General features: G+C 70.9%; 21 protein-coding genes. 7 read left to right on the forward strand and 14 right to left on the reverse strand.

Going from position 1 to position 22,392, the window contains the following annotated elements; translation table 11 throughout:
* Positions 1-111 precede the first annotated feature (111 nt).
* From LV79_RS01445 to LV79_RS01455, 3 genes are all read right to left on the reverse strand, one after another.
* Positions 112-1,083, reverse strand: a complete 972-nt coding sequence (locus LV79_RS01445) for a Ppx/GppA phosphatase family protein (RefSeq protein ID WP_253831373.1) — start codon at positions 1,081-1,083, stop codon at positions 112-114.
* 237 nt (positions 1,084-1,320) lie between these two features.
* The gene (dpgB, locus tag LV79_RS01450) at positions 1,321-2,013 is read right to left on the reverse strand and encodes an enoyl-CoA-hydratase DpgB (protein ID WP_253831374.1); all 693 of its coding nucleotides are present in this window, start codon (positions 2,011-2,013) and stop codon (positions 1,321-1,323) included.
* A gap of 402 nt (positions 2,014-2,415) precedes the next feature.
* The gene (locus tag LV79_RS01455) at positions 2,416-3,678 is read right to left on the reverse strand and encodes a lytic transglycosylase domain-containing protein (RefSeq protein ID WP_253831375.1); all 1,263 of its coding nucleotides are present in this window, start codon (positions 3,676-3,678) and stop codon (positions 2,416-2,418) included.
* Between the two features lie 264 nt (positions 3,679-3,942).
* On the opposite strand from LV79_RS01455, the gene LV79_RS01460 reads away from it, so the two are divergent.
* The gene (locus LV79_RS01460; RefSeq protein WP_253831376.1) at positions 3,943-5,577 is read left to right on the forward strand and encodes an acyl-CoA dehydrogenase family protein; all 1,635 of its coding nucleotides are present in this window, start codon (positions 3,943-3,945) and stop codon (positions 5,575-5,577) included.
* Positions 5,578-5,811: 234 nt separating this feature from the next.
* On the opposite strand, the gene LV79_RS01465 is transcribed toward LV79_RS01460, so the two are convergent.
* Both LV79_RS01465 and LV79_RS01470 read right to left on the reverse strand, forming a co-directional pair.
* Complete coding sequence (locus LV79_RS01465) at positions 5,812-6,066, reverse strand: hypothetical protein (RefSeq protein ID WP_253831377.1); 255 nt, start codon at positions 6,064-6,066, stop codon at positions 5,812-5,814.
* 97 nt (positions 6,067-6,163) lie between these two features.
* Positions 6,164-6,550: a tetratricopeptide repeat protein gene (locus tag LV79_RS01470; RefSeq protein WP_253831378.1), complete on the reverse strand. Its 387-nt coding sequence runs from the start codon at positions 6,548-6,550 to the stop codon at positions 6,164-6,166.
* A 157-nt stretch (positions 6,551-6,707) separates the two neighbouring features.
* Between LV79_RS01470 and eno the strand changes: the two genes are divergently transcribed.
* The 3 genes from eno (at position 6,708) to LV79_RS01485 (ending at position 9,006) form a co-directional block, all read left to right on the forward strand.
* Positions 6,708-7,994, forward strand: coding sequence for a phosphopyruvate hydratase (eno, locus tag LV79_RS01475; RefSeq protein WP_253831379.1), 1,287 nt, complete (start codon positions 6,708-6,710; stop codon positions 7,992-7,994).
* A 71-nt stretch (positions 7,995-8,065) separates the two neighbouring features.
* Positions 8,066-8,524 (forward strand): FtsB family cell division protein, encoded by a 459-nt coding sequence (locus tag LV79_RS01480; RefSeq protein ID WP_253831380.1) that lies wholly within the window; start codon positions 8,066-8,068, stop codon positions 8,522-8,524.
* On the forward strand, positions 8,521-9,006 hold the full coding sequence (locus tag LV79_RS01485; protein ID WP_253831381.1) for a DUF501 domain-containing protein: 486 nt from the start codon (positions 8,521-8,523) through the stop codon (positions 9,004-9,006). The genes LV79_RS01480 and LV79_RS01485 overlap by 4 nt, the downstream gene beginning before the upstream one ends.
* On the opposite strand, the gene LV79_RS01490 is transcribed toward LV79_RS01485, so the two are convergent.
* From LV79_RS01490 to LV79_RS01530, 9 genes are all read right to left on the reverse strand, one after another.
* A complete protein-coding gene (locus tag LV79_RS01490; protein ID WP_253831382.1) occupies positions 9,003-9,707 on the reverse strand; it encodes a hypothetical protein in 705 nt (234 codons plus the stop codon). The two genes, LV79_RS01485 and LV79_RS01490, sit on opposite strands and share 4 nt — an antisense overlap.
* Before the next feature lie 655 nt (positions 9,708-10,362).
* Positions 10,363-11,187 carry a lytic transglycosylase domain-containing protein gene (locus LV79_RS01495; protein ID WP_253831383.1) on the reverse strand — a complete coding sequence of 275 codons (825 nt, stop codon included), beginning with the start codon at positions 11,185-11,187 and terminating at the stop codon, positions 10,363-10,365.
* A 143-nt stretch (positions 11,188-11,330) separates the two neighbouring features.
* Positions 11,331-12,167: a class I SAM-dependent methyltransferase gene (locus LV79_RS01500; RefSeq protein WP_253831384.1), complete on the reverse strand. Its 837-nt coding sequence runs from the start codon at positions 12,165-12,167 to the stop codon at positions 11,331-11,333.
* A gap of 11 nt (positions 12,168-12,178) precedes the next feature.
* Positions 12,179-15,382, reverse strand: coding sequence for a S41 family peptidase (locus LV79_RS01505; protein WP_253831385.1), 3,204 nt, complete (start codon positions 15,380-15,382; stop codon positions 12,179-12,181).
* A gap of 815 nt (positions 15,383-16,197) precedes the next feature.
* The gene (locus tag LV79_RS01510; protein WP_253831386.1) at positions 16,198-17,097 is read right to left on the reverse strand and encodes a nucleoside triphosphate pyrophosphohydrolase; all 900 of its coding nucleotides are present in this window, start codon (positions 17,095-17,097) and stop codon (positions 16,198-16,200) included.
* Positions 17,094-18,089, reverse strand: a complete 996-nt coding sequence (locus LV79_RS01515; protein ID WP_253831387.1) for a hypothetical protein — start codon at positions 18,087-18,089, stop codon at positions 17,094-17,096. The genes LV79_RS01510 and LV79_RS01515 overlap by 4 nt, the downstream gene beginning before the upstream one ends.
* A gap of 53 nt (positions 18,090-18,142) precedes the next feature.
* The gene (locus LV79_RS01520; RefSeq protein WP_253831388.1) at positions 18,143-18,886 is read right to left on the reverse strand and encodes an ESX secretion-associated protein EspG; all 744 of its coding nucleotides are present in this window, start codon (positions 18,884-18,886) and stop codon (positions 18,143-18,145) included.
* Positions 18,883-20,190, reverse strand: coding sequence for a PPE domain-containing protein (locus LV79_RS01525; protein WP_253831389.1), 1,308 nt, complete (start codon positions 20,188-20,190; stop codon positions 18,883-18,885). Before LV79_RS01525 ends, LV79_RS01520 begins: the two co-directional genes overlap by 4 nt.
* A complete protein-coding gene (locus LV79_RS01530) occupies positions 20,187-20,501 on the reverse strand; it encodes a hypothetical protein (protein ID WP_253831390.1) in 315 nt (104 codons plus the stop codon). The genes LV79_RS01525 and LV79_RS01530 overlap by 4 nt, the downstream gene beginning before the upstream one ends.
* A gap of 254 nt (positions 20,502-20,755) precedes the next feature.
* Between LV79_RS01530 and LV79_RS01535 the strand changes: the two genes are divergently transcribed.
* From LV79_RS01535 to LV79_RS34900, 3 genes are all read left to right on the forward strand, one after another.
* On the forward strand, positions 20,756-21,211 hold the full coding sequence (locus LV79_RS01535) for an SUKH-3 domain-containing protein (RefSeq protein ID WP_253831391.1): 456 nt from the start codon (positions 20,756-20,758) through the stop codon (positions 21,209-21,211).
* Positions 21,212-21,252: 41 nt separating this feature from the next.
* Positions 21,253-21,726: an SUKH-3 domain-containing protein gene (locus tag LV79_RS01540; RefSeq protein ID WP_253831392.1), complete on the forward strand. Its 474-nt coding sequence runs from the start codon at positions 21,253-21,255 to the stop codon at positions 21,724-21,726.
* Positions 21,727-21,904: 178 nt separating this feature from the next.
* Complete coding sequence (locus tag LV79_RS34900; protein ID WP_490240425.1) at positions 21,905-22,363, forward strand: hypothetical protein; 459 nt, start codon at positions 21,905-21,907, stop codon at positions 22,361-22,363.
* Positions 22,364-22,392 lie beyond the last annotated feature (29 nt).

A 22,392-nucleotide genomic window follows, 5' to 3' on the forward strand; every position in this document is an offset into this window, starting at 1 on the left:
ATCCGTTTGGGGGATGGCATCTTCGGAGAGTGACCGCTAACCGAACAGTTTGTCGTTGGCGATTCTGTGTCAGGGCAATGTTATGACGGCTATCGGAGAAACTGATGCGGATCACTGATGGCCCGCGGTCCTCGCGATGGACAGCGCGATGCCGTCCAGAATGTCGTGTTCGCTCACCAGAAGGCTTGTGATCTCCGTCTCCAGCGCGACGCGCCTGGCCAGGGCCCGGACCACCACCGCGCCACCACCGATCACGTCCACCCGACCGGGGTGCATGGCCCCGATGGCGGCGCGTTCGTGGTGACCGGTGGTGAGCAGGCGGGTGGTGATCTCCTCGATCCCGGTGAACGGGATCCGGCTCAGGTGGATCCGCTCCGGGTCGTAGGTCGAGAGCCCCAGCGCCATCGCGGCCATGGTGGTGACGGTGCCCGCGACGCCGACCCAGGTGCGCGCGGCGGCCACCGGGACCTGCGCGAACGCCTCGTCGAGCAGCAGGCGGGCCACCTCGTCGGCCTCGGCCACCTCGGCCGCGGTCGGCGGGTCGGAGCGCAGCGCGCGCTCGGTGAGGCGGACGCAGCCGACGTCGACCGAGTGCGCGCCGTCGAAGGTCGCGGAGACCCCGTCCCAGGTGCCGAGCACCAGCTCGGTCGACCCGCCGCCGACGTCGGCGACCAGGAAGGGGCCGTCGTCGGGGTCCAGGTCGCCCACGGCGCCGGTGAACGACAGCCGCGCCTCCTCGGCCCCGCTGATGACCTCGGCCTCGACACCGAGCACCTCGGCGGTCATGGCGAAGAACTCGGCGCGGTTCGCCGCGTCCCTGGTGGCCGAGGTGGCCACCATCCGCACCCGCTCGACGCCCTTGCGGCGCAGCACGCCGCCGTAGTCGACCAGGGCGGACCTGGTCCTGGCGATGGCCTCGGGGGCGAGCAGGCCGGTGGCGTCGACGCCCTGGCCCAGGCGCACGACCCGCATCTCGCGGTGCAGGTCGCGCAGCGCGGCCGAGCCGTCGTGCCCGGTGGCCACCTCGGCCACCAGCAGGCGGATCGAGTTCGTGCCGCAGTCGATGGCGGCCACTCTGCTCATGGCACGAGCGTAAGCGTCGGATTTTTACAGCGTCTTCCCGGGCCGGGCCGACCTACTTTCGTCGGGTGCGGCCCGGTGGAATGCGCGGACGTGCCCGATCGCACTCGGCAGTGCGCGCATTCACCGGGTCGGGGAAGGCAGGACACAGACCGTCAATGGTGAGTGAGGACGGCGCCCATCATTACCGGTTGCCATTTGCCAGTCGTCACGCTGCCGCCCCGGAACGGTGTGAAGGCGTCAGTGCGGGGCGGGCAGGCGGCCGGGCAGGCCGATCCTGGTCAGCTCCGCGTCGCAGGCCGCGAGGTGCGCGGCGAGCGCCGTGGCGTGGTCGCGGCCCGCGGCGTCGAGCAGCAGGGCCCGGCGGGCGGCGAACCCGCTGGTCACCGGGCCGATGTCGGCGATGACGGCGGCCAGCGCGGCGGCCGGGTCGTCGACGACCTCGTCCACCAGGCCGATCCGGTGCGCGTCCGCGGCCGTCAGGTCGGTGGCCCGCACGACCAGGCTCCTGGCCCTGGCCGCGCCGAGGTGGGTGGCGAGCCGGTGCAGGACGACGCCGGGCCACACCCGGCCCTGGTTGCGCGGCAGCCCGACGCGGGCGTCGACGGCGGCGATGCGGTGGTCGGCCACCAGCGCCGTCTCCAGCGCGGGACCGCCGCAGGCACCGGCCAGCACCGCGACCACCGGGACGTCGAGCCGCTCGACCCGGCGCAGCACCCGCTCCCAGGCCGCGACGTCGGTGCCGTCGGCGGCGCCCGGCCACGGCCGCGCCGCCTCGTGGTGCCAGAGCACCAGCACCCGCCGGTCGCGCTCGGCCGCCGCGCAGGCCCGGTCGAGCAGGGCTGCCAGCTCCGCCATCGGCCGGTCACCGCCCACGTCGACCTCGGGTCCACCGGCGGGCGGACAGGTGGGGCTCGGGACAGGACTGGTCATCGTCTCCCCCTCGAATTGCGCACCCGGGTCGGCGCGGACCGCGGGCCTTGATCCGGCCGCGCACCACCGACCATCCACTTGGGACAGTCAGGGCGCGGCGCGCGGGTGCGGACAATTAAATAAAAACAAAAACCCCCTGGTGGCACGCGAACCCCAGGATGCGCACAGCCGGTGAGCACTGTCAACCAAGTGGGGACTTTCGTCTGCGGCATCGGTGAAAACGCCGTGACAGGATCCGGGGGCCGCTATTCTGGTGGGCCGCCCACAAGATCTTTGCCTTGCGGCACAGGACAGGCGGCCAACCACAGGATCGTCCGGTGCCGAAAAGGAAACCGCCCCGCTCGTGCTGAGCGGGGCGGTTTCCTTGATCAAGCGGATCGCGGGTATTGCCTTTCCGCAGTACTACGGAGTCGGCACCACCGAGGAACCGGCGGCACCGGTGGGCTGGGCGGACGAGGCCAGCGGCGCGCACGGGTCCGGGACCGGCGTCGTGGTCGGCGTCGGCGACGGGGTGGTCGTCTCGGTCGGCTCGACGCAGGTCGGCGCGGTGGTCGGCGTCGTGGTGCTGGTCGGGTCGCTGCTCGACGTGGTCGTCGGGGCCGTGGTCTGGCTGGTGGAGCTGGCCGTCGGCTCCGTGCTCGAGGTGGTCGAGGCGCTGGAACCGGTCGGCGCGGTGGTGCCGGACGGCGGGACGCTCGAGCTCTGCGTCGGGGAGACGCCGTCGACCGGCGGCGGGGTGGTGCCGCCCTGCGGCTGCGGCTCCTTGGGCGCGGGCAGCGCGAGCTGCTCGGCCTGGTCCACCGGGGTGCTCGGCAGCGGGGTGACGCCCTTGGCGTAGGCGTCGGCCCAGATCAGGACCGTGCGCACGTAGCTGTCGGAGTGGTTGTAGCGGAACACCGCGGTCGCGCGCTGCTGCGGGTTCGCCAGGTCGAGACCACCGGAGCACAGGTACTTGCCCGCGCCGAGGGTGGCGTCGTAGATGTTGTTCGGGTCGGTCTCGCCGTCGCCGTTGCCGTCGGAGGCGTAGCCCTTCCAGGTCGACGGGATGAACTGCATCGGGCCGACCGCGCGGTCCCACCGGGCGTCGCCGTCGTAGCGGCCGCCGTCGGTGTCGCTGATCGCGGCGAAGCCACCGCCGTTGAGCACCGGACCCAGGATCGGGGTCGCGGTCCTGCCGCCGGCGTCCACCCGGCCGCCGCGCGCGTGGTTGGACTCGATGCGCCCGATGCTGGCCAGCAGCGGCCAGTCCAGGTGGCAGTTCGGCGTGGTGGTGGCCAGCGTCTGCGCCGCGCGCATGTAGGCCTGCAGCATGGTGCCCGGGATGCCGTTGGGGCCGCCGGGCAGCGTGACCGCCGGGCCTGCCGTGTACTTGAGCAGCTCGGGGGTCCCCGCCAGGGCGAGGATCTGCTTGCCGAGCTCGGTGTTCTCCGGCGCCGAACCGTCCGCGCCGACCTCGTTGGGGTCGGCGAGGCCGAACAGCCCACCGCCGACGTGCTTGGCCAGTGCGACGGCGCTCGCGTCGTCGGCACCGGCGAAGTTCACCGGCTCGCCCGCCACGACGACGGGGACCAACAGCAGCGCACCTGCCGCCGCGGCCGCTCCGCGTCTGCGCTTGCGCTGCTGCCGGTGCTTGCCTGCCTTCCTGCCCCCGGTCTTGGAACTCACCGTGAAACCCCGCCCCTCGGTTGTGCTTTCGCCTGCCGCCGCAGACCCGTGCTCAGTTCTCCGGTCATCTACCCTGCCTCATCTCGGTCCCAGAGTCATCGTCGGCAGGCGAAGCCGCGGTAAAAGGGTCCAGAAGTCGTCACCTGCCGCCCTTACGTCCGTCCGTTGTTAACCCCGGGGTTCGAAATGGGGCCGTACTCGACCAAGGGGGGACGGAACGCGCACCGTCCCCGGTTGCCTGGCACGCCGAGTTACCCTTCGGTAATGACCGGCACCGAGCCACCCGCGCGCCCGCTGGACAGCACCCACGACGTGATCAACCAACCCCCACCTCTGCATCGCGCGGACCCCCTCGCGTGTGACCCCGCGCTGGTCAGCGCCGTGCGCGCGTTCGGGTCGGACAGCGTGCTCGACTCGATCGACTCGGTGGCCAGGGAGTCCGCGACGGCCGAAGCGCGTGAACACGGAAGGTTGGCCAACGAACACCCTCCGGTGCTCCACACCCACGACCGGTACGGCAACCGGGTGGACGAGGTCGAGTTCCACCCGTCCTGGCACTGGCTGATGACACGCGCCGTGGCACACGGCCTGCACGCGGCACCGTGGGCACCGGACGCGGGCAAGCACGCGCACCTGCGCCGGGCGGCCGCGTTCAGCGTCTGGTCGCAGGTGGAAGCGGGGCACGGTTGCCCGATCTCCATGACCTACGCGGCGATCCCCGCGCTGCGCCACGAACCGGGTCTCGCGGAGCGCTACGAACCCGGGTTGCTCTCTTCGGCTTACGACTTTGGTATGCGCCCCGCCGAAGCGAAAGCGGGGTTGCTCGTGGGGATGTCCATGACGGAGAAGCAAGGCGGCTCGGACGTCCGCGTGAACTCCACCACAGCAACACCTTCGGGGGACGGGACGTACGCGCTCGTCGGCCACAAGTGGTTCACCAGCGCCCCGATGAACGACCTGTTCCTCACCCTCGCGCAGGCCCCCGGCGGCCTCACCTGCTTCCTGCTGCCCAGGGTGCTCCCGGACGGCACCCGCAACGCACTGCGGCTGCAACGGCTCAAGGACAAGCTGGGCAACAAGTCCAATGCCTCCGCCGAGTTGGAGTACGCGGGCGCCACGGGGTGGCGGGTCGGCGACGAGGGCAGGGGCGTGCGGACCATCATCGAGATGGTCACCATGACCCGGCTCGACTGCGTGCTCGGCTCCGCGGCGAACATCCGGGCCGCTCTCACCGAGGCCGCTCACCACGCCGCGCACCGGTCGGCCTTCGGCGCGCTCCTGCGGGACCAACCGGCGATGACGGCCGTGCTCGCCGACCTGGCGCTGGAGTCGGAGGGCGCCACTGTGCTGGGGATGTGGCTGGCCTCGTTGGTCGACAGCGGCTCTCCCCTGCTCCGCCTCGCGCTGCCAGCGGCGAAGTTCCTCGTCTGCAAGCGGGCGCCGGGTGTCGTTGCCGAGGCACTGGAATGCTTGGGCGGCAACGGTTACATCGAAGATTCCGGCATGCCGAGGCTCTACCGGGAAGCGCCGCTGATGTCCATCTGGGAAGGCTCTGGCAACGTGACCGCGCTGGACGTGCTGCGGGCGTTGAGCCGGGAGCCGTCCGTGGTCGAGGCGCTGTGGGCGGAGTTGGCGGTGACCGCCGGGGCGGACGCGCGGTTGGACGCGGCGGTGGCGGAGCTGCGGTCGGAGATCGCCGAGGCGTCGCCGGAGCGGGCCAGGCGGGTGGCCGAGCTGATCGCCCTGTGCCTGCAGGCGAGCCTGGTGCTGCGGGTGGCACCGGAGGTCGGCGAGGCGTTCATCGCGTCGCGGCTGGGCGCGCGGTCCGGGGTGTTGGGTGTGCTGCCGCGCGGGGTGCGGACGCGGGACCTGGTCGACCGCGTGACGCCCGCCGGTTGACAGCGGGCCGCCTGATGATCGTCCGCTGTGGATCAGGCGCTGTCCTGCGAGTCCGGCACGCGCTATCCGCGCCCGCGTGGTTCCTGGCCGCACGGCCGGAAAACCCAAGTACGTCCAGTACGAGCGGCTTCCCGTCCGCGCACCCAGGAACCACGCGGATCACGAATCCCACCCACCGGACTCACCGGACAGCGCCCAACCGCCGACCAGCCGGTGCCGGTCGGCGGCCGCGGCTCAGCCGGTCAGGTGGTGCTGCGCGGCGTCCTGGATGGCCTGGCGGGCCTGTTGCAGGGCCTGGTTGAGCGCGTCGGCGTGCGACTCGGCCTGGTGCAGCAGGTTGGTGATGTTGCCGGAGGTGGACGTGCTGCCCAGGATCGACGACACCTCGGCCCCGATGTTGCTCAACTCGCTGAGGAACTGCTGGGTGGCGTTGACCGGGACGCGGTCCGCCACGCCGTTCAACCGCTGCGCTTCTTCTTGGATGCTCATCCTCCGGATTCTCCCGTCGGCCGGTGACGCGACTCGGACCGGGATATCTTCTCCGACACCGGGCGAACACCCGCGGTGATGGCCGGAACCCGCGCGCTCAGCGGTCGCTCTCGACCGAGATCCTGGCGTTGACCTCGCCGAGCGCCTCCTGGTACTCGGGCAGCGGGTTCATCGCGACCGCCATCCGCAGCTGGGTCTGCGCCTCGGTCAGCCTGCTCTGCCGCTGCAGCGTCTTGCCGAGCGCGAAGCGGGCGTAGTGGTCGGACGGGTCGAGCTCGAGCACCCGCAGGAAGGCCTGCTCGGCGCGGCGCAACTGGGCCGAGCCCAGGTAGGCGCGACCGGCGAGCAGGTGCACGCTCGGCGCGTTCGGCTCGGCCTCGAGCACCGGGACGAGGGCCGCGAGGGCGTCCAAGGGCCTGCGTTGGGCCACCAGTGACTCTGCGTGGCGGAACGCGGCGAACACCTCAGCGGGCTCCTGGGTCATAGTCAGATCAACTATAGGCGGGCGGGGGTGGTAGTTCGACCCCAGAACAACTCGCCCCACGATGTGAGCGATCCCCCGCTCGTGTTCGTCTCCGACCGGGTCAGAGCACCGCTAGGCTCGACCCGGAGTAGTCGGCAGACGTTGTTAGGAGCACCACGTGGCGGTCATCGAGCAGGTCGGCGCGCGCGAGATCCTGGACTCACGCGGTAACCCCACCGTCGAGGTGGAGGTCGCACTCGACGACGGCACGCTCGCCCGTGCGGCGGTGCCCTCGGGCGCCTCGACCGGTGAGCACGAGGCGGTCGAGCTGCGCGACGGCGACCCCAACCGGTACTTCGGCAAGGGCGTGGAGAAGGCCGTCACCGCCGTGCTCGACGAGATCGGCCCCGAGCTGCAGGGCGTCGACGCCGTCGACCAGCGGATCGTGGACCAGAAGCTGGTCGACCTCGACGGCACCCCGGACAAGTCCCGGCTCGGCGCCAACGCCATCCTCGGCGTGTCGCTCGCGGTGGCCAAGGCCGCCGCCGACTCCAGCGGCCTGGAGCTGTTCCGCTACCTGGGCGGCCCGAACGCGCACGTGCTGCCGGTGCCGATGCTCAACATCCTCAACGGCGGCGCGCACGCCGACACCGCGGTCGACATCCAGGAGTTCATGATCGCGCCGATCGGCGCGGAGAGCTTCCGCGAGGCGCTGCGCTGGGGCACCGAGGTCTACCACTCGCTCAAGTCCGTGCTCAAGGCCAAGGGCCTGGGCACCGGCCTCGGCGACGAGGGCGGCTTCGCGCCGAGCCTGTCGAACAACCGCGAGGCGCTCGACCTGATCCTGGTGGCCATCGACAAGGCGGGCTACACCGCTGGCCGCGACATCGCGCTGGCCCTCGACGTCGCCGCCACCGAGTTCCACTCCGACGGCGCCTACACCTTCGAGGGCAGCAAGAAGAGCGCCGAGCAGCTCATCGCGTACTACACCGAGCTGGTCAACGCCTACCCGCTGGTCTCGATCGAGGACCCGCTCTCGGAGGACGACTGGGACGGCTGGGTGCGGCTGACCGCCGAGCTGGGCGAGCGCGTGCAGATCGTCGGCGACGACCTGTTCGTCACCAACCCCGACCGGCTGGAGGAGGGCATCGCCCGCCGCGCGGCCAACGCGCTGCTGGTGAAGGTCAACCAGATCGGCACCCTGTCCGAGACCCTGGACGCGGTCACCCTGGCCACCTCCTACGGCTACCGCAGCATGATGAGCCACCGCTCCGGCGAGACCGAGGACACCACCATCGCCGACCTGGCCGTGGCCACCGGCGTCGGCCAGATCAAGACCGGTGCCCCGGCCCGCGGCGAGCGCACCGCCAAGTACAACCAGCTGCTGCGCATCGAGGAGACCCTGGGCGACGCCGCGCGCTACGCGGGCGAGCTCGCCTTCCCGCGCTTCACCGCGGAGTCCTGACGCCGATGGTCGGGCGCGGAACCGAACGAGGCCGGGGTCGGCGCGACCCCGTCGCCCGCAGACCGGCACGCGTGCGGCGCACGCGCCCGACCACCGCCACCCCCGCCAGGGAGCAGCCGTCCCCGGCCAAACCGAGGCGCACCCGCAAGGGCATCCTCGGGCTCGCCACCACCCGCCGCGCCGCCGTGGTCGCCACCGTCGTGTGCGCCCTGGCGCTGAGCGTGGCGGTGCCGCTGCGCAACTACCTGTCGCAGCGCTCGGACATCGAGGTGCTCGAGCAGCGCCACGCCGAACTCGAGGCCCAGGTCGCCGAGCTCAACGCGCGCAAGGAGCGGCTGTCGGACCCGGAGCAGATCCGCGCGCAGGCCCGCGAGAGACTGCGCTACGTGATGCCAGGAGAGACCCCGTACATGGTGGAACTGCCCAGCGACCCGGTCACCGCCCCCGGTGCCGGCCAGCACGGCCGACCGATCCCGCAGCAGGCCTGGTACGAGGGCCTGTGGGACTCGGTCACCGGAGCCCGCCGGTGACCCTCACACCCGCGACCGAGGCCGACGTCGCCACCATCACCGCGCACCTGGGCAGGCAACCGCGCGCCATCCGCGCCATCGCCGCCCGCTGCCCCAGCGGCCACCCGGCGGTCATCCAGACCAACCCGCGCCTGGAGGACGGCACACCGTTCCCCACGCTGTACTACTTGACCTGCTCCCGGCTCGCCGCCGCCATCAGCACCGTCGAGACGACCGGCGTGATGCGCGAGATGACCGACCGTCTCGCCGACGACGCAGACCTGGCCGCTTGGTACCTGCGGGCCCACCAGTCCTATTTGGACGAGCGGAACGCTTTGGGGGACTTGGGAACGCAGGTCACCGCAGGCGGAATGCCCGGCCGGGTCAAGTGCCTCCACGCCCTGGTGGCGCACTCCCTGGCCAAGGGCCCAGGAACCAACCCCTTCGGCGACGAGGCACTGGAACTCCTGACCCCCCACTGGCCCTCCGGCGACTGCGCTTAGTCAGCGGAGGATCGCCACAACGTCCGCCTCGTCGTGGCGGCCCGGGTCACCATCCAGCGGTCACCTTGTCGGTGAACGCGGCCGACGGTGAGGACCACGCCGGGGCGGGTGAAGATGAGCCGGTTGCCGTCGGCCAGTTCTCCCGGGCCGATGGGGTCGAACCAGGTCATGCCGTCGGTGGTGGTCAGCGTGCCGGGGATACCGGAGATGTTGGCGCTGATCTCCCCCTCTTCGGCCAGCGCGGCCAGATCAGTGTTGAGCCTGCCGTCGGCGCCGACCACACCGACGACACCACTGCCCGGCGCGGCGATGATCGCGCCCGGCGTTTCGGATGCGCCCGGCTGCGTTCGCGGGTCGTTGACGCTTGCCGCCAGCGGCACTTTCTGTTCCGAGACAACAGCTGTCGTGTTCCACGGCCCCCACCCGGCGGGCGTGATGCGCCAATGCGCTCCGGCCGAGGTGTCGTCGCCGAACTCATAGTCCACAACGGACGAAGTAAAGTCTATTAAGGACTTCTCTTGTGCGGCCAACACAAACGCGATACTCCCCCCACCGGGGATCGGCGCGTCTCCAGGACCTGGCCGCATCCCCCAGTTCGGCGAGGCCTGTGCATAGATCACCCGCACCTCCCCCACCACCAGCCCAATATCCCTCGCCTGGTACCCAAAATCGGGTGCAGCACTGTGCCGATAGTTGTCCACAGAGCGGTTGGTTGTCCACAAGCAGCTATTTGGCTGGCCCGGTTTTCGGCGGGCTTCGGTAAGCTGTACATCGGGGGCTTCGTTGGGCGGGTTGATCTTGCAGGCCGTGGTTGGCGGGGCTTTGAGCTGGGGAAGTCCGGGTCTCGGGCCTTCGCTTCGCCGCGGTAGACGCCTCGGCTGCGCCATCGGATTGACGCGAGTTTCGAGCAGAGCTCGATGGGGCGAACTTGTTTTGCGCGGGGCCCCGAGACCACCCGTGGCAGGACCGCAAAGCAGGGGCCGAAAAGCATGGCCCTGTCCGCGCAACGACGCTGCGGGTGGTCCTCCCCCACACAAAACAAGTCCACCCCATCGAGCCGGCCTGGCACCAGCGGCTTGAGGGAGCGGTGGGCGGCCAACATCGTCGGCGGGTGTGTCGGGGCCGACGTCGGGGGCGGGTGTGTGGGGCAATGCGAGGGAAGGCTTTGCCAGTCGTCAGTGGTGGGCGGGACTGGGGGTAGGGACTTGGTGGGGCGCGGGCGGGTTGGCCGCGAGCGAGCAGCCCCCGATATACAGCTTACCAAGGGTGAGTGGGTCGGTCGAAGCGTCGAGTTGGTGCTGTGGATGGCTGGGGCCCATGTGAACAACCGCGACCAAAGGGCAGCGGTGAGGGGGGTCAGGCCAGTTCGGCGGCTTTGCGGGCGTAGGCGGCTGCTCCGCTGTAGACGGATTGGGCGTAGCGGGTGGATTCGTTGTAGGTGAGGACGGCTTTCCACCAGCCGGGGCCGGTGGCCAGGTCGCCGCCGGAGGTGCAGAGGTAGTTGGCGGCGGTGAGGGCTGAGTCGTCGACGTTCTGGGGGTCCGGGCGGGCGCCGTCGGGGGCGGCGCGGAGGCCGAAGCGGGACCAGGTGGTGGGGAGGAACTGCATGGAGCCGACGGCGCGGTCCCACTGGGGGTCGCCGTCGAGGGTGCCGTCGTCGGTGTCGGGGATGGCCTGGACGCCGGGGGAGCCGTCGAGGGGGACGCCGATGATGGGCTTGGAGAGCTTGCCGTCGTCGCCGACGCGGGTGCCGCCGTAGCGGCCGTGGTGCGACTCGACGCGGCCGACGCCCGCCAGGGTGACCCAGGTGAGGTTGCACTGGGGCAGGCGCTGGCGGGTCGCGGTCTCGGCCGTGGCGTACGCGAGCAACGTGCGCCGCGGGATGTCGGTCGCCGCGGACACCCGGCTGGCCCACCCGGCCACGTCGTCGGTCGGCACCGGCTCAGCGTGCGGCGGCACCTCACCCCGCCGGACCGGCACCTCCACCACCGCGAACCGCTGCGGCGGCGGCTGCTCCTCACCACCGTCGAGCAGGATCACCGTCCCCGCGGCCAACGCCACCAGGAACGCGACCAGCGCGAGCCGCGCCACCACCCGAACACCCCGGCGCCGCCGAGGCCCCGGGGCCGGTTCCAGCGGGATGGACAGCGTGGTCGGCTGGGGTGTCGGAGAGGCGGCCACGAAATCCAGGCTACGTGCTCACCAGCAGTGCTCGACCGCGCCCTCCGTCCTCTGCACCCGCCAAACCCTCGCTGACCAGCAGCAACTCCACCCGAAATAGCTACGCCCCCACCCCCGCGCCGCATGGCCGGACCGGTTGGTGGTTATGGCTTCACGGCTTGGAGGGCGTAGATCAACGGGATCCGGGGCGCGGACTCGGGCAGCGTGAACCAACCCCCCGCGGTCGTCATGGTCGACCAGCGTGGCCACGGCAGTTGCTCCGTCTCCCGCAGTCGGGTGATCCGCAGCCCGGCCCCGACCAGTGCCGTCACCACCTCCCCGATGCCGTGTTGCCACTCGAACGACACGCGCGCGTCCGGCAGCTCGGGCCCGTCGGTGTACGTGCGGGTGCCGTCCCGCTCGATGGCGCCGCGGCCGCTCAGGTAGTCGTGGCGCAGCAGGAGTTCTTCGCTGCCGTCCGGGGGTGGGACCGGGCTCAGGGCGTTGAGCAGCGGGTGGAACTCGACCAGGTAGAGCTGGCCGCCGGGCCGGAGCAAGCCGGCGACCTGACCGGCCCAGATGTCCAGGTCAGGCACGTAGCAGAGTGCACCCTTGCCGGTGTAGACCACGTCGAACCGGGACGCGCCCAGGGTCTCGACGGCCGTGTGCACGTCGGACTTCACGTACTCGACCGCGACCCCCTTGGACTCGGCCAACGCGGTCGCGGCGCGCACCGACTCCGCCGAGATGTCCAGCCCGACGACCCGGGCGCCCAACGGCGGGAACGCGATGGTCTCCGCGCCGATGTGGCACTGCAGGTGCACCAGGTCCTTGCCCGCCAGCTCGCCGAGGTCGGACCACTCGAACTCGGCGAACCAGGCGCGGGGGTCGCGCCCGGCCACGTCGTAGAAGCCGGACGCCAGGTGGATCGGGGTGCGGGCGTCCCAGTTCGCCTCGTTCGCCCGGATCATGGCAGCGGTGTCGAAGTCCATGATCCTCATCCTGCCCGTCCCTACCGCAGCGGTGGGATGGCCGGTGGCGTCGCGGCGGGCTTGGCGGCCAGCCGCTCCATGGCGATCTCGATGGCGGCGTCGAGCTGCGGGTCCCGCCCGGCCACGTGGTCCTGCGGGGTCATCACCACCTCGACGTCCGGGTCGACGCCGTGGTTCTCCATGCCCCAGCCGGTGCCCTCCATCCAGGTGGCGTAGCGCGGCTGGGTGACCAGGGTGCCGTCGACCAGCCGGTACCGCATGTCCACGCCGACCACGCCGCCCCAGGTGCGGGTGCCCACGACCGGCCCGATGCCCAGCGCCTTGATCGCGGCGTTGACGATGTCGCCGTCGGAGCCGGAGAACTCGTTGGCCACGGCCACCACCGGCCCGCGCGGGGCGTCGACCGGGTAGGTCTCCTCGTAGTAGCCGTCGCGCGCGCGGACCCAGCCGACGATGCGGCGGCTCAGCTTCTCCACGATCAGCTGCGACAGGTGCCCGCCGCGGTTCTCCCGCAGGTCGACGACGACCCCGCCGCGGCGCATCTCCAGCCGCAGGTCCCGGTGGAACTGCGCCCAGCCGTTGGCGACCATGTCCGGCACGTGCAGGTAGCCGATCTTGCCGTCGGTCGCGGCGTGCACGTGGGCGCGCCGGTCGTTGACCCAGGCCTGGTAGCGCAGCGGCATGTCGTCGAGCAGCGGCACCACCACCACGCGCCGGGTCGCGCCGCCGCCCTTGGGCTCCACGGTCAGCTCGACCGGGTTGCCCGCGGTGCCGACCAGCAGCGTGGCCGGTCCGCGCAGCGGGTCGACCGGGATGCCGTCCACGGCCACGATCGCGTCGCCGTCGCGGACCCCGACGCCGGGGGCGCGCAGCGGGGACCTGGCCCGGGGGTCGGAGGTCTCGCCGGGCACGATCGCGCTGATCCGCCACACCCCGTCGCCGTCGCGGTCGAGGTCGGCGCCGAGCAGGCCGAGCCTGCGCCGGGAGTCGCCGTACCCGCGGACCGGGGTGACGTAGGCGTGCGAGGTGCCCAGTTCGCCGTTGACCTCCCAGAGCAGGTCGACGAGGTCGTCGTGCGAGCCGATCGCGTCGACCAGCGGCCGGTAGGTGCCGAGCACGCCCGCCCAGTCGACGGCGTTCATGTCCGCGCGCCAGAAGTGGTCGCGCATGAGCCTGCCGGACTCGTCGAACGACTGCCGCCACTCCGCCGCCGGGTCGACCCGGACCCGGACCCGGCTGAGGTTGACGGTGATGTTGTCCTCGGAGTGGTCGTCGTTGTCGGCCTTGCGGTCGGCGGGCAGCACCCGCAGGGACCGGCCGTCGCGCACCACGATGCGGCTGCCGTCGCCGCTTGGCCACACCGCGTCCAGGCCGTCGACCAGGATGTCGGCCTTGAGCTTGGCCAGGTCGTAGCGCTCCAGCACGGACCGGGGCGCGGCGGCGCCGGAGTCGTCGAGGTCGTCGCCGAGCGAGCCGGTGAGCGGGTCGCGCAGCCAGGCGACGCCACCCTTGACCGCGATCAGCCGCGAGTAGCGGGCCGCCGGGACCGGGAACGCCACCACGCGGTCGGTGATGCCCTCCAGGTCGACGGCGGTGCGCGGGGTGCGGTCGTCGGAGTCGGTGTCCTTGTCGGCCTTGTCCTCGGCGCCGCCGAAGGCCCGCCCCTCGCGGACCGGGGCGAACGGCGACGGGGTCAGCGCGGCCAGCGGCGCCAGGTAGGGCCGGGAGCCGTTGGCGAAGGACACGTCGAACACGTGCACGTCGTAGATCGGGTCGAAGCTGCGCGAGGACAGGAACGCCAGGTGCTTGCCGTCGAGGGTGAACGCCGGGTCGGAGTCGACGAACCGCAGCGGGGTCACGTCGACCACGGTGAGGCTGGTCGTGTTCACCATCTTGATGTGCCGCAACGGGTCCGGCCCCGGGTGCGACCAGGCCAGCCAGGCCGAGTCGGGCGAGAAGGTGAGCCCGGACGGGTCGGCCTCGGTCGCCTTGATGATCTCCCGGACCTCACCGTCGTCGGTGTCGACCAGCAGCAACCGCCCGTCGTGCGACACCACCGCGACCCGCCTGCCGTCCGGGGACGCGGCCAGTTCCAGCACCCGGCCCAGCTCACCGGTGGCGACCCGGCGCGGGTTGACCCCGGGCTCACGGCCGTCGACCGGCCCGAACTCCAGCGCGTCCTCACCGTCGGCGTCGGTCACCCACACGGCCTGGCCGGTCGTGCCGAGCACCTGCGGCAACCGGGCGCGGACCCCGGGTTCGACGGAGAGCGCCCGCACCGGACCGTCCCGGTGGGTCACCCAGTGCACGGTGCCGCGGACCTCGACCGCGCTGGCCCGCCCGGTGCGGTCCGGACCCGCCCAGCCGATGTTGCGGCCCACGTTCACCGGGTACACCTGCCGCGACCCGCGCGGGCCACCGAGCTTGACGTCGACCAGCCTCGGCTCCGCGTCCAGGCCGTCGAGCAGCCAGATCTCCCCCGCGCGGTGGTAGACGACCCGGGTGCCGTCGGTGCTGGCGTTGCGGGCGTAGAAACCGCTGTGGTCGCTGTGCTTGCGGACGTCCGTCCCGTCCGGTTCGCACGAGTAGACGTTGCCGACGCCCTCGTGGTCGGACAGGAACGCGATCCGGCCGCCGACCCACAGCGGGCAGACGATATGACCGTCCACATCGGACAGAATGCGCTCGAAGCCGCCGGTCCCCGCCCGGTCGACCCACACCTTGCCGATGGTCCCGCCGCGGTAGCGCTTCCACCAGGCCGGCTCGCGGGAGATCGGCGTGCCCAGCACGACACCACCGTCGGGGGCCAGGCTCAACGACGCGAGCGGCCCGTACGGCAGCCGCTCGGCTGGCGCCCCGTCGAGCGGCACCGCGTACGCCCAGGTCGCCCGGATGGACGCCCGCCCGGTCGAGGACTTCGCCGCCACCCGCCCGTCCCCGGTCCACCCGACGACCGCGGTGTTCACGTCCCCCCAGAACGTCAACCGGTCACTGGCCCCACCCCCGACCGGCGCGACGAGCACCTCCGGCTCCACATCCCGGGTACTGCTCCAGGCGATCGCCGCCCCGTCCGGCGAGAACCGCGGGTTGGTCACCGGAACCTGGTCAGCCGACAAGCGCCACGCCCGGCCGCCGTCGACCGGCGCCAACCACACATCGTCCTCGGCGACGAAGGTGATCAGGTCCGCGTGCAGGTGGGGAAATCTCAGGTAGGCGTCGGTCACCCTGCCAAGTTAGCCACACTCGCCCGCCCACGGTGCCACTTTCACCGCCTAGCCCCACCCCATCCACCGACTGCCGTAGCGCCCACCCACCCCCGCCACAACACCCACCGCTGTCAGCCACTTCCCCACCACAAACCCACTTCCCCCGCCCCTCACCAACCCCCACGCCCCCCGACAACGTTGGCCCCGCGCGCACCCCCCGCCGACGACGTTGGCCCCACACCCCCGCCACAACGTTGGCCCTCACATGCCCGCCGACAACGTTGCCCCAAAACGCCCGCCGACGACGTTGGCCCACCACCGCTCCCTCAAGCCGCTGGTGCCAGGCCGGCTCGATGGGGTGGACTTGTTTTGTGTGGGGGAGGACCACCCGCAGCGTCGTTGCGCGGACAGGGCCATGCTTTTCGGCCCCTGCTTTGCGGTCCTGCCACGGGTGGTCTCGGGGCCCCGCACAAAACAAGTTCGCCCCATCGAGCTCTTCGCATTCTCGCGCCTGTTCGATGGCGCAGCCGAGGCGTCTACCGCAGCGCAGCGGAGGCACGACACCCGGACTTCCCCCAGCTCAACGCACTGCCCCAAGATCAACCCGCCCCAAAGACCCCCGAATACACAGCCTACCCAAGGGCACGCAAGCCCAGAGAGGCTGAAACCCACCCCTGTGGACCACCCAGGCCATTGTGGATAACCCAGCCATGTGGAGCCCACCCGGCCACGTGAACACCCAGCCACCGCGGACACCCCAACCACGCGAACACCCCAGCCACGTGGACCAACCCGGCCATGCGGACCAACCCAGCCATCGTGGACAACCCCACTCAAGCAGGCCAGTGCGCCCGCCAAGCCTCCGCCGTCAACTCCACCCCAGCAGCCTTCACCGACTTCTCCGCAGAACGCACCCTGTCCGCGAACCCCCGAGCGACTTCCCGCAGATCATGTTCCGGGTCCCGCCCGTCCACCCGAGCCCGCGCGGCCAGGGCGAACAACCGCTCCCCCACCGACTCCCCCTCGGGCACGAGGTCAGCCGGGAACCCAGCCTTCCCCGCCCGGTGCACCAGCTTCGCCGCCAAGGCAAGCGCGGGCTGCCCCATAGCGACCCCGTCAACGCTCGAGTCGCGCTGCTTCTCCTGCTGCTTCAGCTCATCCCAGCGCCCCTGCTGGGTCTCCGCGTCCCACACCGCGGGCCCGTCAGCGAACACGTGCGGGTGCCGCGACACCAGCTTGTCCACCAGCGCCGTGGCCACGTCGTCGATGTCGAACGGGTCGGCCGTGTCGTCAGAGGCGACCCGCGCGTGGAACAGGACCTGCAGCAGCACGTCCCCCAGTTCTTCGCGGAGGGCGGGGCGGTCGCCGTCGTCGATGGCGTCGAGGAGTTCGTAGGCCTCTTCGACCAGGTACTGGCGGAGGGACTCGTGGGTCTGGTCGGCGTCCCAGGGGCAGCCGCCTGGGGAGCGGAGGGTGTCCATGACCTGGGCGGCGCGGATCAGGGCGGCGCCGGGGGTCCGGTGGGTCGGGGCGCCCGTGAGGGTGAACGCGGGGTCATCGGTGAGGATGACGGATCCGGCGGGGACCTCGGGAGGCACGGGGCCGTCACCGAGGGCGGGGTCGACGCCGCCGTGGGTGTAGACGTGCGACGCGGTGCGCAGGAGCGGGAGTGCGGACACGGGCACCGTCGTGGCGGTCAGTACCACCACGGCGGTGCCCGGCTGCTGGGTCACTGCTGGGGCGTGTTCTTGATCGGCAGCACCACTCCGAGGGTCTCGGACTCGCTGGCCGCGATGTTCATGTCGGCCACGTCCCACACGCCGTAGCGGGGGCTGATGGTGATGCCGAGGTCGTTGCCGGTGGACTGCAGGAGCCTGCGGCCAAGCGAGGTCGCGGCCCTGGCGTCCTCCTGGGCCTCCGCGGTGGGCTTGCCGTCCTGGGCGCGCTTGTGGATCACCGCGACCACCCAGTTGGCGTTCTCCGGGTTCGGCTGGAAGGCGATCACCGAGTTGGCCGGGGCGCCGAAGATGACCGTGCCCGCGATGTCCGGGGCGGACGCCGGGGTGAGGGTCTCGCCCTTGGCGGCCTGGGCACCGGCGGCGACGTCGGCGTCGATGACCTTCTTGGCCTCGTCGAGGCCCTTGGCCAGCTGGTTGGCCTTGTCCAGCGCCTGCTGGCGCAGCGAGCCGGTCTGGCCCTGCTCACCGGCGGCGGCGACCAGGGTGAAGTCGAAGGTGACCGAGAGCTTGTCCATCTGCGCCTGGCCGAACTGGGCCAGCAGCAGGAAGTCGCGGGCCAGGTAGTCGGCCGGGAAGGTGCGGTTCACCGCCTGCTGGACGATGGCCTCCGGGGACGCGCTGCCGTCGGCCGGGAACTCCTTGAACGAGCCGGTGATCTGCTCGGCGAGCTGGGTGACGGCGGCGGGCTCTGCGGTGATCTGCTGCTTGACCGAGTAGTCCGCGATCAGCTCGTGCAGCACGAGCTGGCGCAGCAGGGCCCGGGACAGCAGGTTGAGCTTGCGCTGGTCGGCGAGCACGCGCACGGCGGGCTCGGCCTGCGTCGCCTTCGTGACGAGGTCCTGGACCTCGTTGACGCCGATGGTCTTGCCGCCCACGATCGCGGCGGCGTTCACCTGGCTTGGCCCGCTCGCGCAGGCGCCGAGCACCAGTCCGATCGCGAGGAGCGACGCGACGAGGGGGGTGCGGCGGCGGATGACGGTGGTCACAGTGGTCAAGCCTCTCACAACGGCCCTGGCGCGGCGACGAGTACCCGACCGTGTTACACGCCGTGAGCGGCGCCGCTGCCGCGCAGCAGGTGCGCGAGCTGGTCGCGGAGCAGGGCGGCGTCCGCAGGGGCCAGGGCGACCCACTGGCGGCCGTCGGCACGCACCGTGCGCATCAGCGCGTAGCGGCCGTCGTCGGCGACGTCGAACCAGAACAGCGACGGACCGCGCTCGCCGTGCGTGGTCACGCCGAGTTGCCCCGCGCGCAGCCTGCGGGCGGCGAGCAGCTCGGTCAGCACCGGCACCTGCTCGGCCTGCTCGGCGGGCCACTGGCCACCGGGGACCCTGCCCGCCCGGTCCGCGGGCAGCTCGGCGACGACGGCGGAGACCAGCGCGGTGATCCCGACGTCGCGGACGAGGACGTCGCCGCCCGCGTGCTCGCTCGGGCCCGGTTCCTGGGTGGCGATGGCGGCGCGCCTGCCGACCCGCGCGGCGAGCACCCGGTGCGGGGAGTCGGAGCCGTCCTCGGCCATCCACACCGAGTCGACGGAGATCTCCGGGGCGTGCAGCATGCGCAGGCTGGCGTCGAGCTCGGGGTCGACCCGGTCGCCGCGGCCGAGGATGTTGGCGGTGCGCAGCCTGGCCCGCACCCGCTCGTTGACCTCGGCCTGCTCGCGCTGGGTGATGCCCGCGCGGGCCACCTGCAGCGGGTACGGGAAGACGTCCATGCCGAGCCGGTCCCAGATGTGACCGAACTCCTCCGGGGTGAGCGTCCAGCCGAGCTGGGTCGTCAGGGTCACTGCTGCTCCCCGATCACGGGCGGCGCCGCCCGCAGGCCTGCGCCGAACACCTCGTCCTTGTCGATCTCCGTCAGGTACCGGTTGCGGTGCTCGGTGTCCTCATCCCCGGAGGAGGAGCCGTGCGCACCCATCGGCGCGGGCAGTCCCGCCGAGCCGGGGCGGGGCGCCGTAGCGGACATTGTCGTCGACGCGCGCGATCCGGTAGGGCCGAACTGCCCTGGTGGCACCGTCCCCGACCGTTGACTGCCGTCGCGGGCGCCGGTCCCAGCGGTCGCGTTCGGACCAGTGTGCGGGCGGTATGCCCAGCCCCCACCTGCGGAAACAGCCCCACCAGCGAGTGCGGCGGATGGCGTGGTCGACCCCGGAACCGTTGGCGCCGTTGGTGTTGCCAGCAACACGTTCGGCGATACGGCATTCGGCGGCACGCTGCTCGCCGGGACAACGGGTGATGGCACAACACCGGATGACACGGTCGCGTGGTGCGTCGACGGCGGGAGGTAATCGGACGGGTATCTCGACGGGGCGGGGTAGTCGGCGTGACCTGATGGCGCCGCGAGCACGGGTCGCCGGTGGTCGTACGTCCACTGCGGACGGTAGTCGGTCGGTGTCGACCGGTAGACGCTGGAAGATTCTTGCGGGTTCTCGCCGGTGCGGGTGCCCGGTGGCGACGGGAACGCGGGCACGCTGTTGTCCACGGTGACATAAGGGACCGTGTAGTACGTGAGCATCACCTGGCGCGCACGGGCAAGTGCGGCCTCGCGTTCGTTGAACTGCTGCCGCATGTCGTAGATGCCAGCGGCAGCTGCACTTGCCGATGCCAGAGGGCCATATCCGCCACCGAACGCGGCACCCGCCATGGCGGCCATCATGTTGCGGCGCCAGTTGAAGTCAACCGGCTCAGGTAGATGTGCCTGGGTGTCGCGGACCGCTTGGGCTACCTCGTGGAGTTTGCCCGCGGTGCCGTCGATCGAGGCACGCATGTCCGCGGCCCACGTGCGGTACGGGTTCACGGTGGCACTGGCGCGCTCGGCGGCCTCGCCCTTCCAGCTGACACCAACGATCTTCGACAAGTTCGCGCTGAAGTCCTCGAAGGACTCGACGAGCTTGGCGCCGAGGCCCTGCCACGCGTGCGCGGTCGCGTCGATCCGACCCGGGTCGATCTTGTGGACCATGCGCTTGAGGTCGTGGTGGTCCCACACCCACCAGTTGTCCCGCTCCAGCAACCGGGGCGAGTCGAAACCGACGAACTGGCCGTACTCGGGGAACTGGCCGTACCCAGGGGCTCTCGCGGGCTCCTCGGTCACCGGCCGCCACCGATCCACCGCATGCTGTCCAGGTCGGCCTGCGCGTAGCCGTCGGCGATCGCGCGGAACTTCTCCGCCATGTCCCACAACTCGGCCCGCACCTGCGCCACCCGGTGGTCGAACCCGTGGTACGCGGCGGCCTTGTCGGCGAACTTGAACCCCATGGCGTGCCCGAGCGCGCAATCCCCGTAATCGATGTACTCGTGCACCGTCGCGGCGGCAACGAGCACATCCAACCGGTCGATCTGCGCCATGCAGTGCGCCACGGCCTGACGCGCCTCGTCCGGACTGATCGAGAACTCGCCAGCCATGGCCGTTCCTCCCCTGCTCAGCCGCCCTTTCCAGGCCGCTCGCCAGGGGAGTCGCCAGCCACCGGACCCGTGTTACCGCCCACCCCCCGGTCCACCCCATCAACGCCGCTTAGTCGCCGGCCGTCCCCCTAGCCGACACCTGTCGCCGCACCTCAGGGCGACAAAACCGGTGCCGACTGAGGACACCACATGATCTCCTTGCGGCGCAGGTCTCGGTAAACATTCCCGGCGCCCCAGAATCGAGGAGCGAAGCAGTGGGCACAACCTTCCCCGACGACGTCGAGTCCGTCCTGCTCGCGGCGGGCTGGCACGCCGGCCGCGAGGTCGACACCTCGCCGTGGCGGTCCCAACTGGCGGCGGAGGGCGTGAAAATGCACGAGGCCGCTGACCGATTTCTAGCAGAGTTCGGCAACCTGACCTTTGACTACCGAGGTGTGGGACTCGAGGTCGCGCCATTCAATTTCGACCCAGCTCGCGGCATTGCCGATCTGCCGCGACTCGTCGAATGGGGTGAGCACCTGGGTGTCGACCTGTGTCCTATCGGGATGATCGAACCACCAGTCCACCACCTGGCGATGGACGCCGACGGCGACTGCTACTTCATCTCCTCCTGGGCGGGCCGGTATGGCCCCTGGCCAGAGGCCGTGGTCAAGTGGATCCGCGGCATCAACTACGTGGAGATCCCAGAAGAGCCAGAGTGGGGTCCGTGATGTTTCGACCTATCGTTGTCACACCAGGAAGGTGGTCAAACGTGCGTGAGTCGTATGTGTGGGCGCCGCAGACCTTCGAGGTGTTGCGGGCGGTGGGCTGGACACCTGACCGCGCTGTTGACACCGCACGGTGGGAGGCCGAACTCGGCGCCGGGGGGTTCACCATCGGCGATCCCACGTTCGAACCGACGCGCCGGTTCCTCGCCGAGTTCGGTGACCTCGAGGTCGATGACCACGGGCCGGGGATTCTTAAGGGCTGCATCGGGTTCACCATCGCACCGCTCGCGATATGGCGGAGGGCCGCCAGCGCGGTGAGAACCGCAGAACGCCTCGGCGTGAACCAGGTCTACCCCATAGGCCACGTCCAAGGCCACGCCATCCTGGTCATGAGTGACGAAGGCGAGGTGTACATGGACTGGGGCCGAGGACACACGAACCTAGGCTACGAACGCGACGCAATAGCCCGCCTAATCCAGGGCGACCCAGTGTCAGTCTTCAACCCGAGGCCTTCGTAGCGCCGCTCCACCGTCGTGAGGCGCCACTAGAATCCGGTTGCAACAGTTCAGCGGAGATATCGGGGTTGGAGTAGCTGTGGAGTGGCTTACCGTTCGTGTCGGCGGAGTCCGGATCGCATACTTCCCGGCGGGTGCGGCAGTCGACTTCTCGCGAGTGTTTCACTGCACGCCGAAGGTCATGGCCGCTGATCAATATTTCGCGAACCACCCCGACGTGCGGCGAATCTTGTCGCGGCCCGGCAAGCCGGACTGGAAGGTCGGGCCCGCGGGCTGGCTCAACAAGCCCAAGTCGTACGGATTCCACTACGGTCTGCTTCATTGGGCCGATGGCGCTGACTTGGCAGACCTGGACAGCCGCGTTCGTAGCCACACAGTGCGTCCCGATGACTTCGCCGCGTGTGTGGCCGCTATCCCGATCTCCATCGGATGCCTGCGATGTCGTGCGCACATCACGGTCGCGTTCACAGCAGCCGGGGAAGGGCCCCCGTGGGCCGCGAACGTCGAGCGGATCAACGAGCACGTGTTCTACCGCGAGTGCCCGGCCTGCGGCCAAGGGGAGCGATGGCCGCTGGTCGTCGACTTCGTTGATCCGCGGAGTTGGCCGCAGGGGTGGCACGTGCGATCTCCACCTCGATGACCGCAGCGACCACCCCCACGGGTCACCTC

It is taken from the genome of Actinokineospora globicatena (assembly GCF_024171945.1).
Classification (GTDB): domain Bacteria; phylum Actinomycetota; class Actinomycetes; order Mycobacteriales; family Pseudonocardiaceae; genus Actinokineospora; species Actinokineospora globicatena.

Coding starts and splice junctions, on each gene's coding strand:
- LV79_RS34900 (WP_490240425.1), top strand. CDS start 21,905: ATGGCCGCTGATCAATATTTCGCGAACCACCCCGACGTGCGGCGAATC.
- LV79_RS01460 (WP_253831376.1), top strand. CDS start 3,943: ATGACCGGCACCGAGCCACCCGCGCGCCCGCTGGACAGCACCCACGAC.
- LV79_RS01470 (WP_253831378.1), bottom strand. CDS start 6,550: ATGACCCAGGAGCCCGCTGAGGTGTTCGCCGCGTTCCGCCACGCAGAG.
- LV79_RS01500 (WP_253831384.1), bottom strand. CDS start 12,167: ATGAGGATCATGGACTTCGACACCGCTGCCATGATCCGGGCGAACGAG.
- LV79_RS01530 (WP_253831390.1), bottom strand. CDS start 20,501: ATGGCTGGCGAGTTCTCGATCAGTCCGGACGAGGCGCGTCAGGCCGTG.
- dpgB (WP_253831374.1), bottom strand. CDS start 2,013: ATGACCAGTCCTGTCCCGAGCCCCACCTGTCCGCCCGCCGGTGGACCC.
- LV79_RS01445 (WP_253831373.1), bottom strand. CDS start 1,083: ATGAGCAGAGTGGCCGCCATCGACTGCGGCACGAACTCGATCCGCCTG.
- LV79_RS01465 (WP_253831377.1), bottom strand. CDS start 6,066: ATGAGCATCCAAGAAGAAGCGCAGCGGTTGAACGGCGTGGCGGACCGC.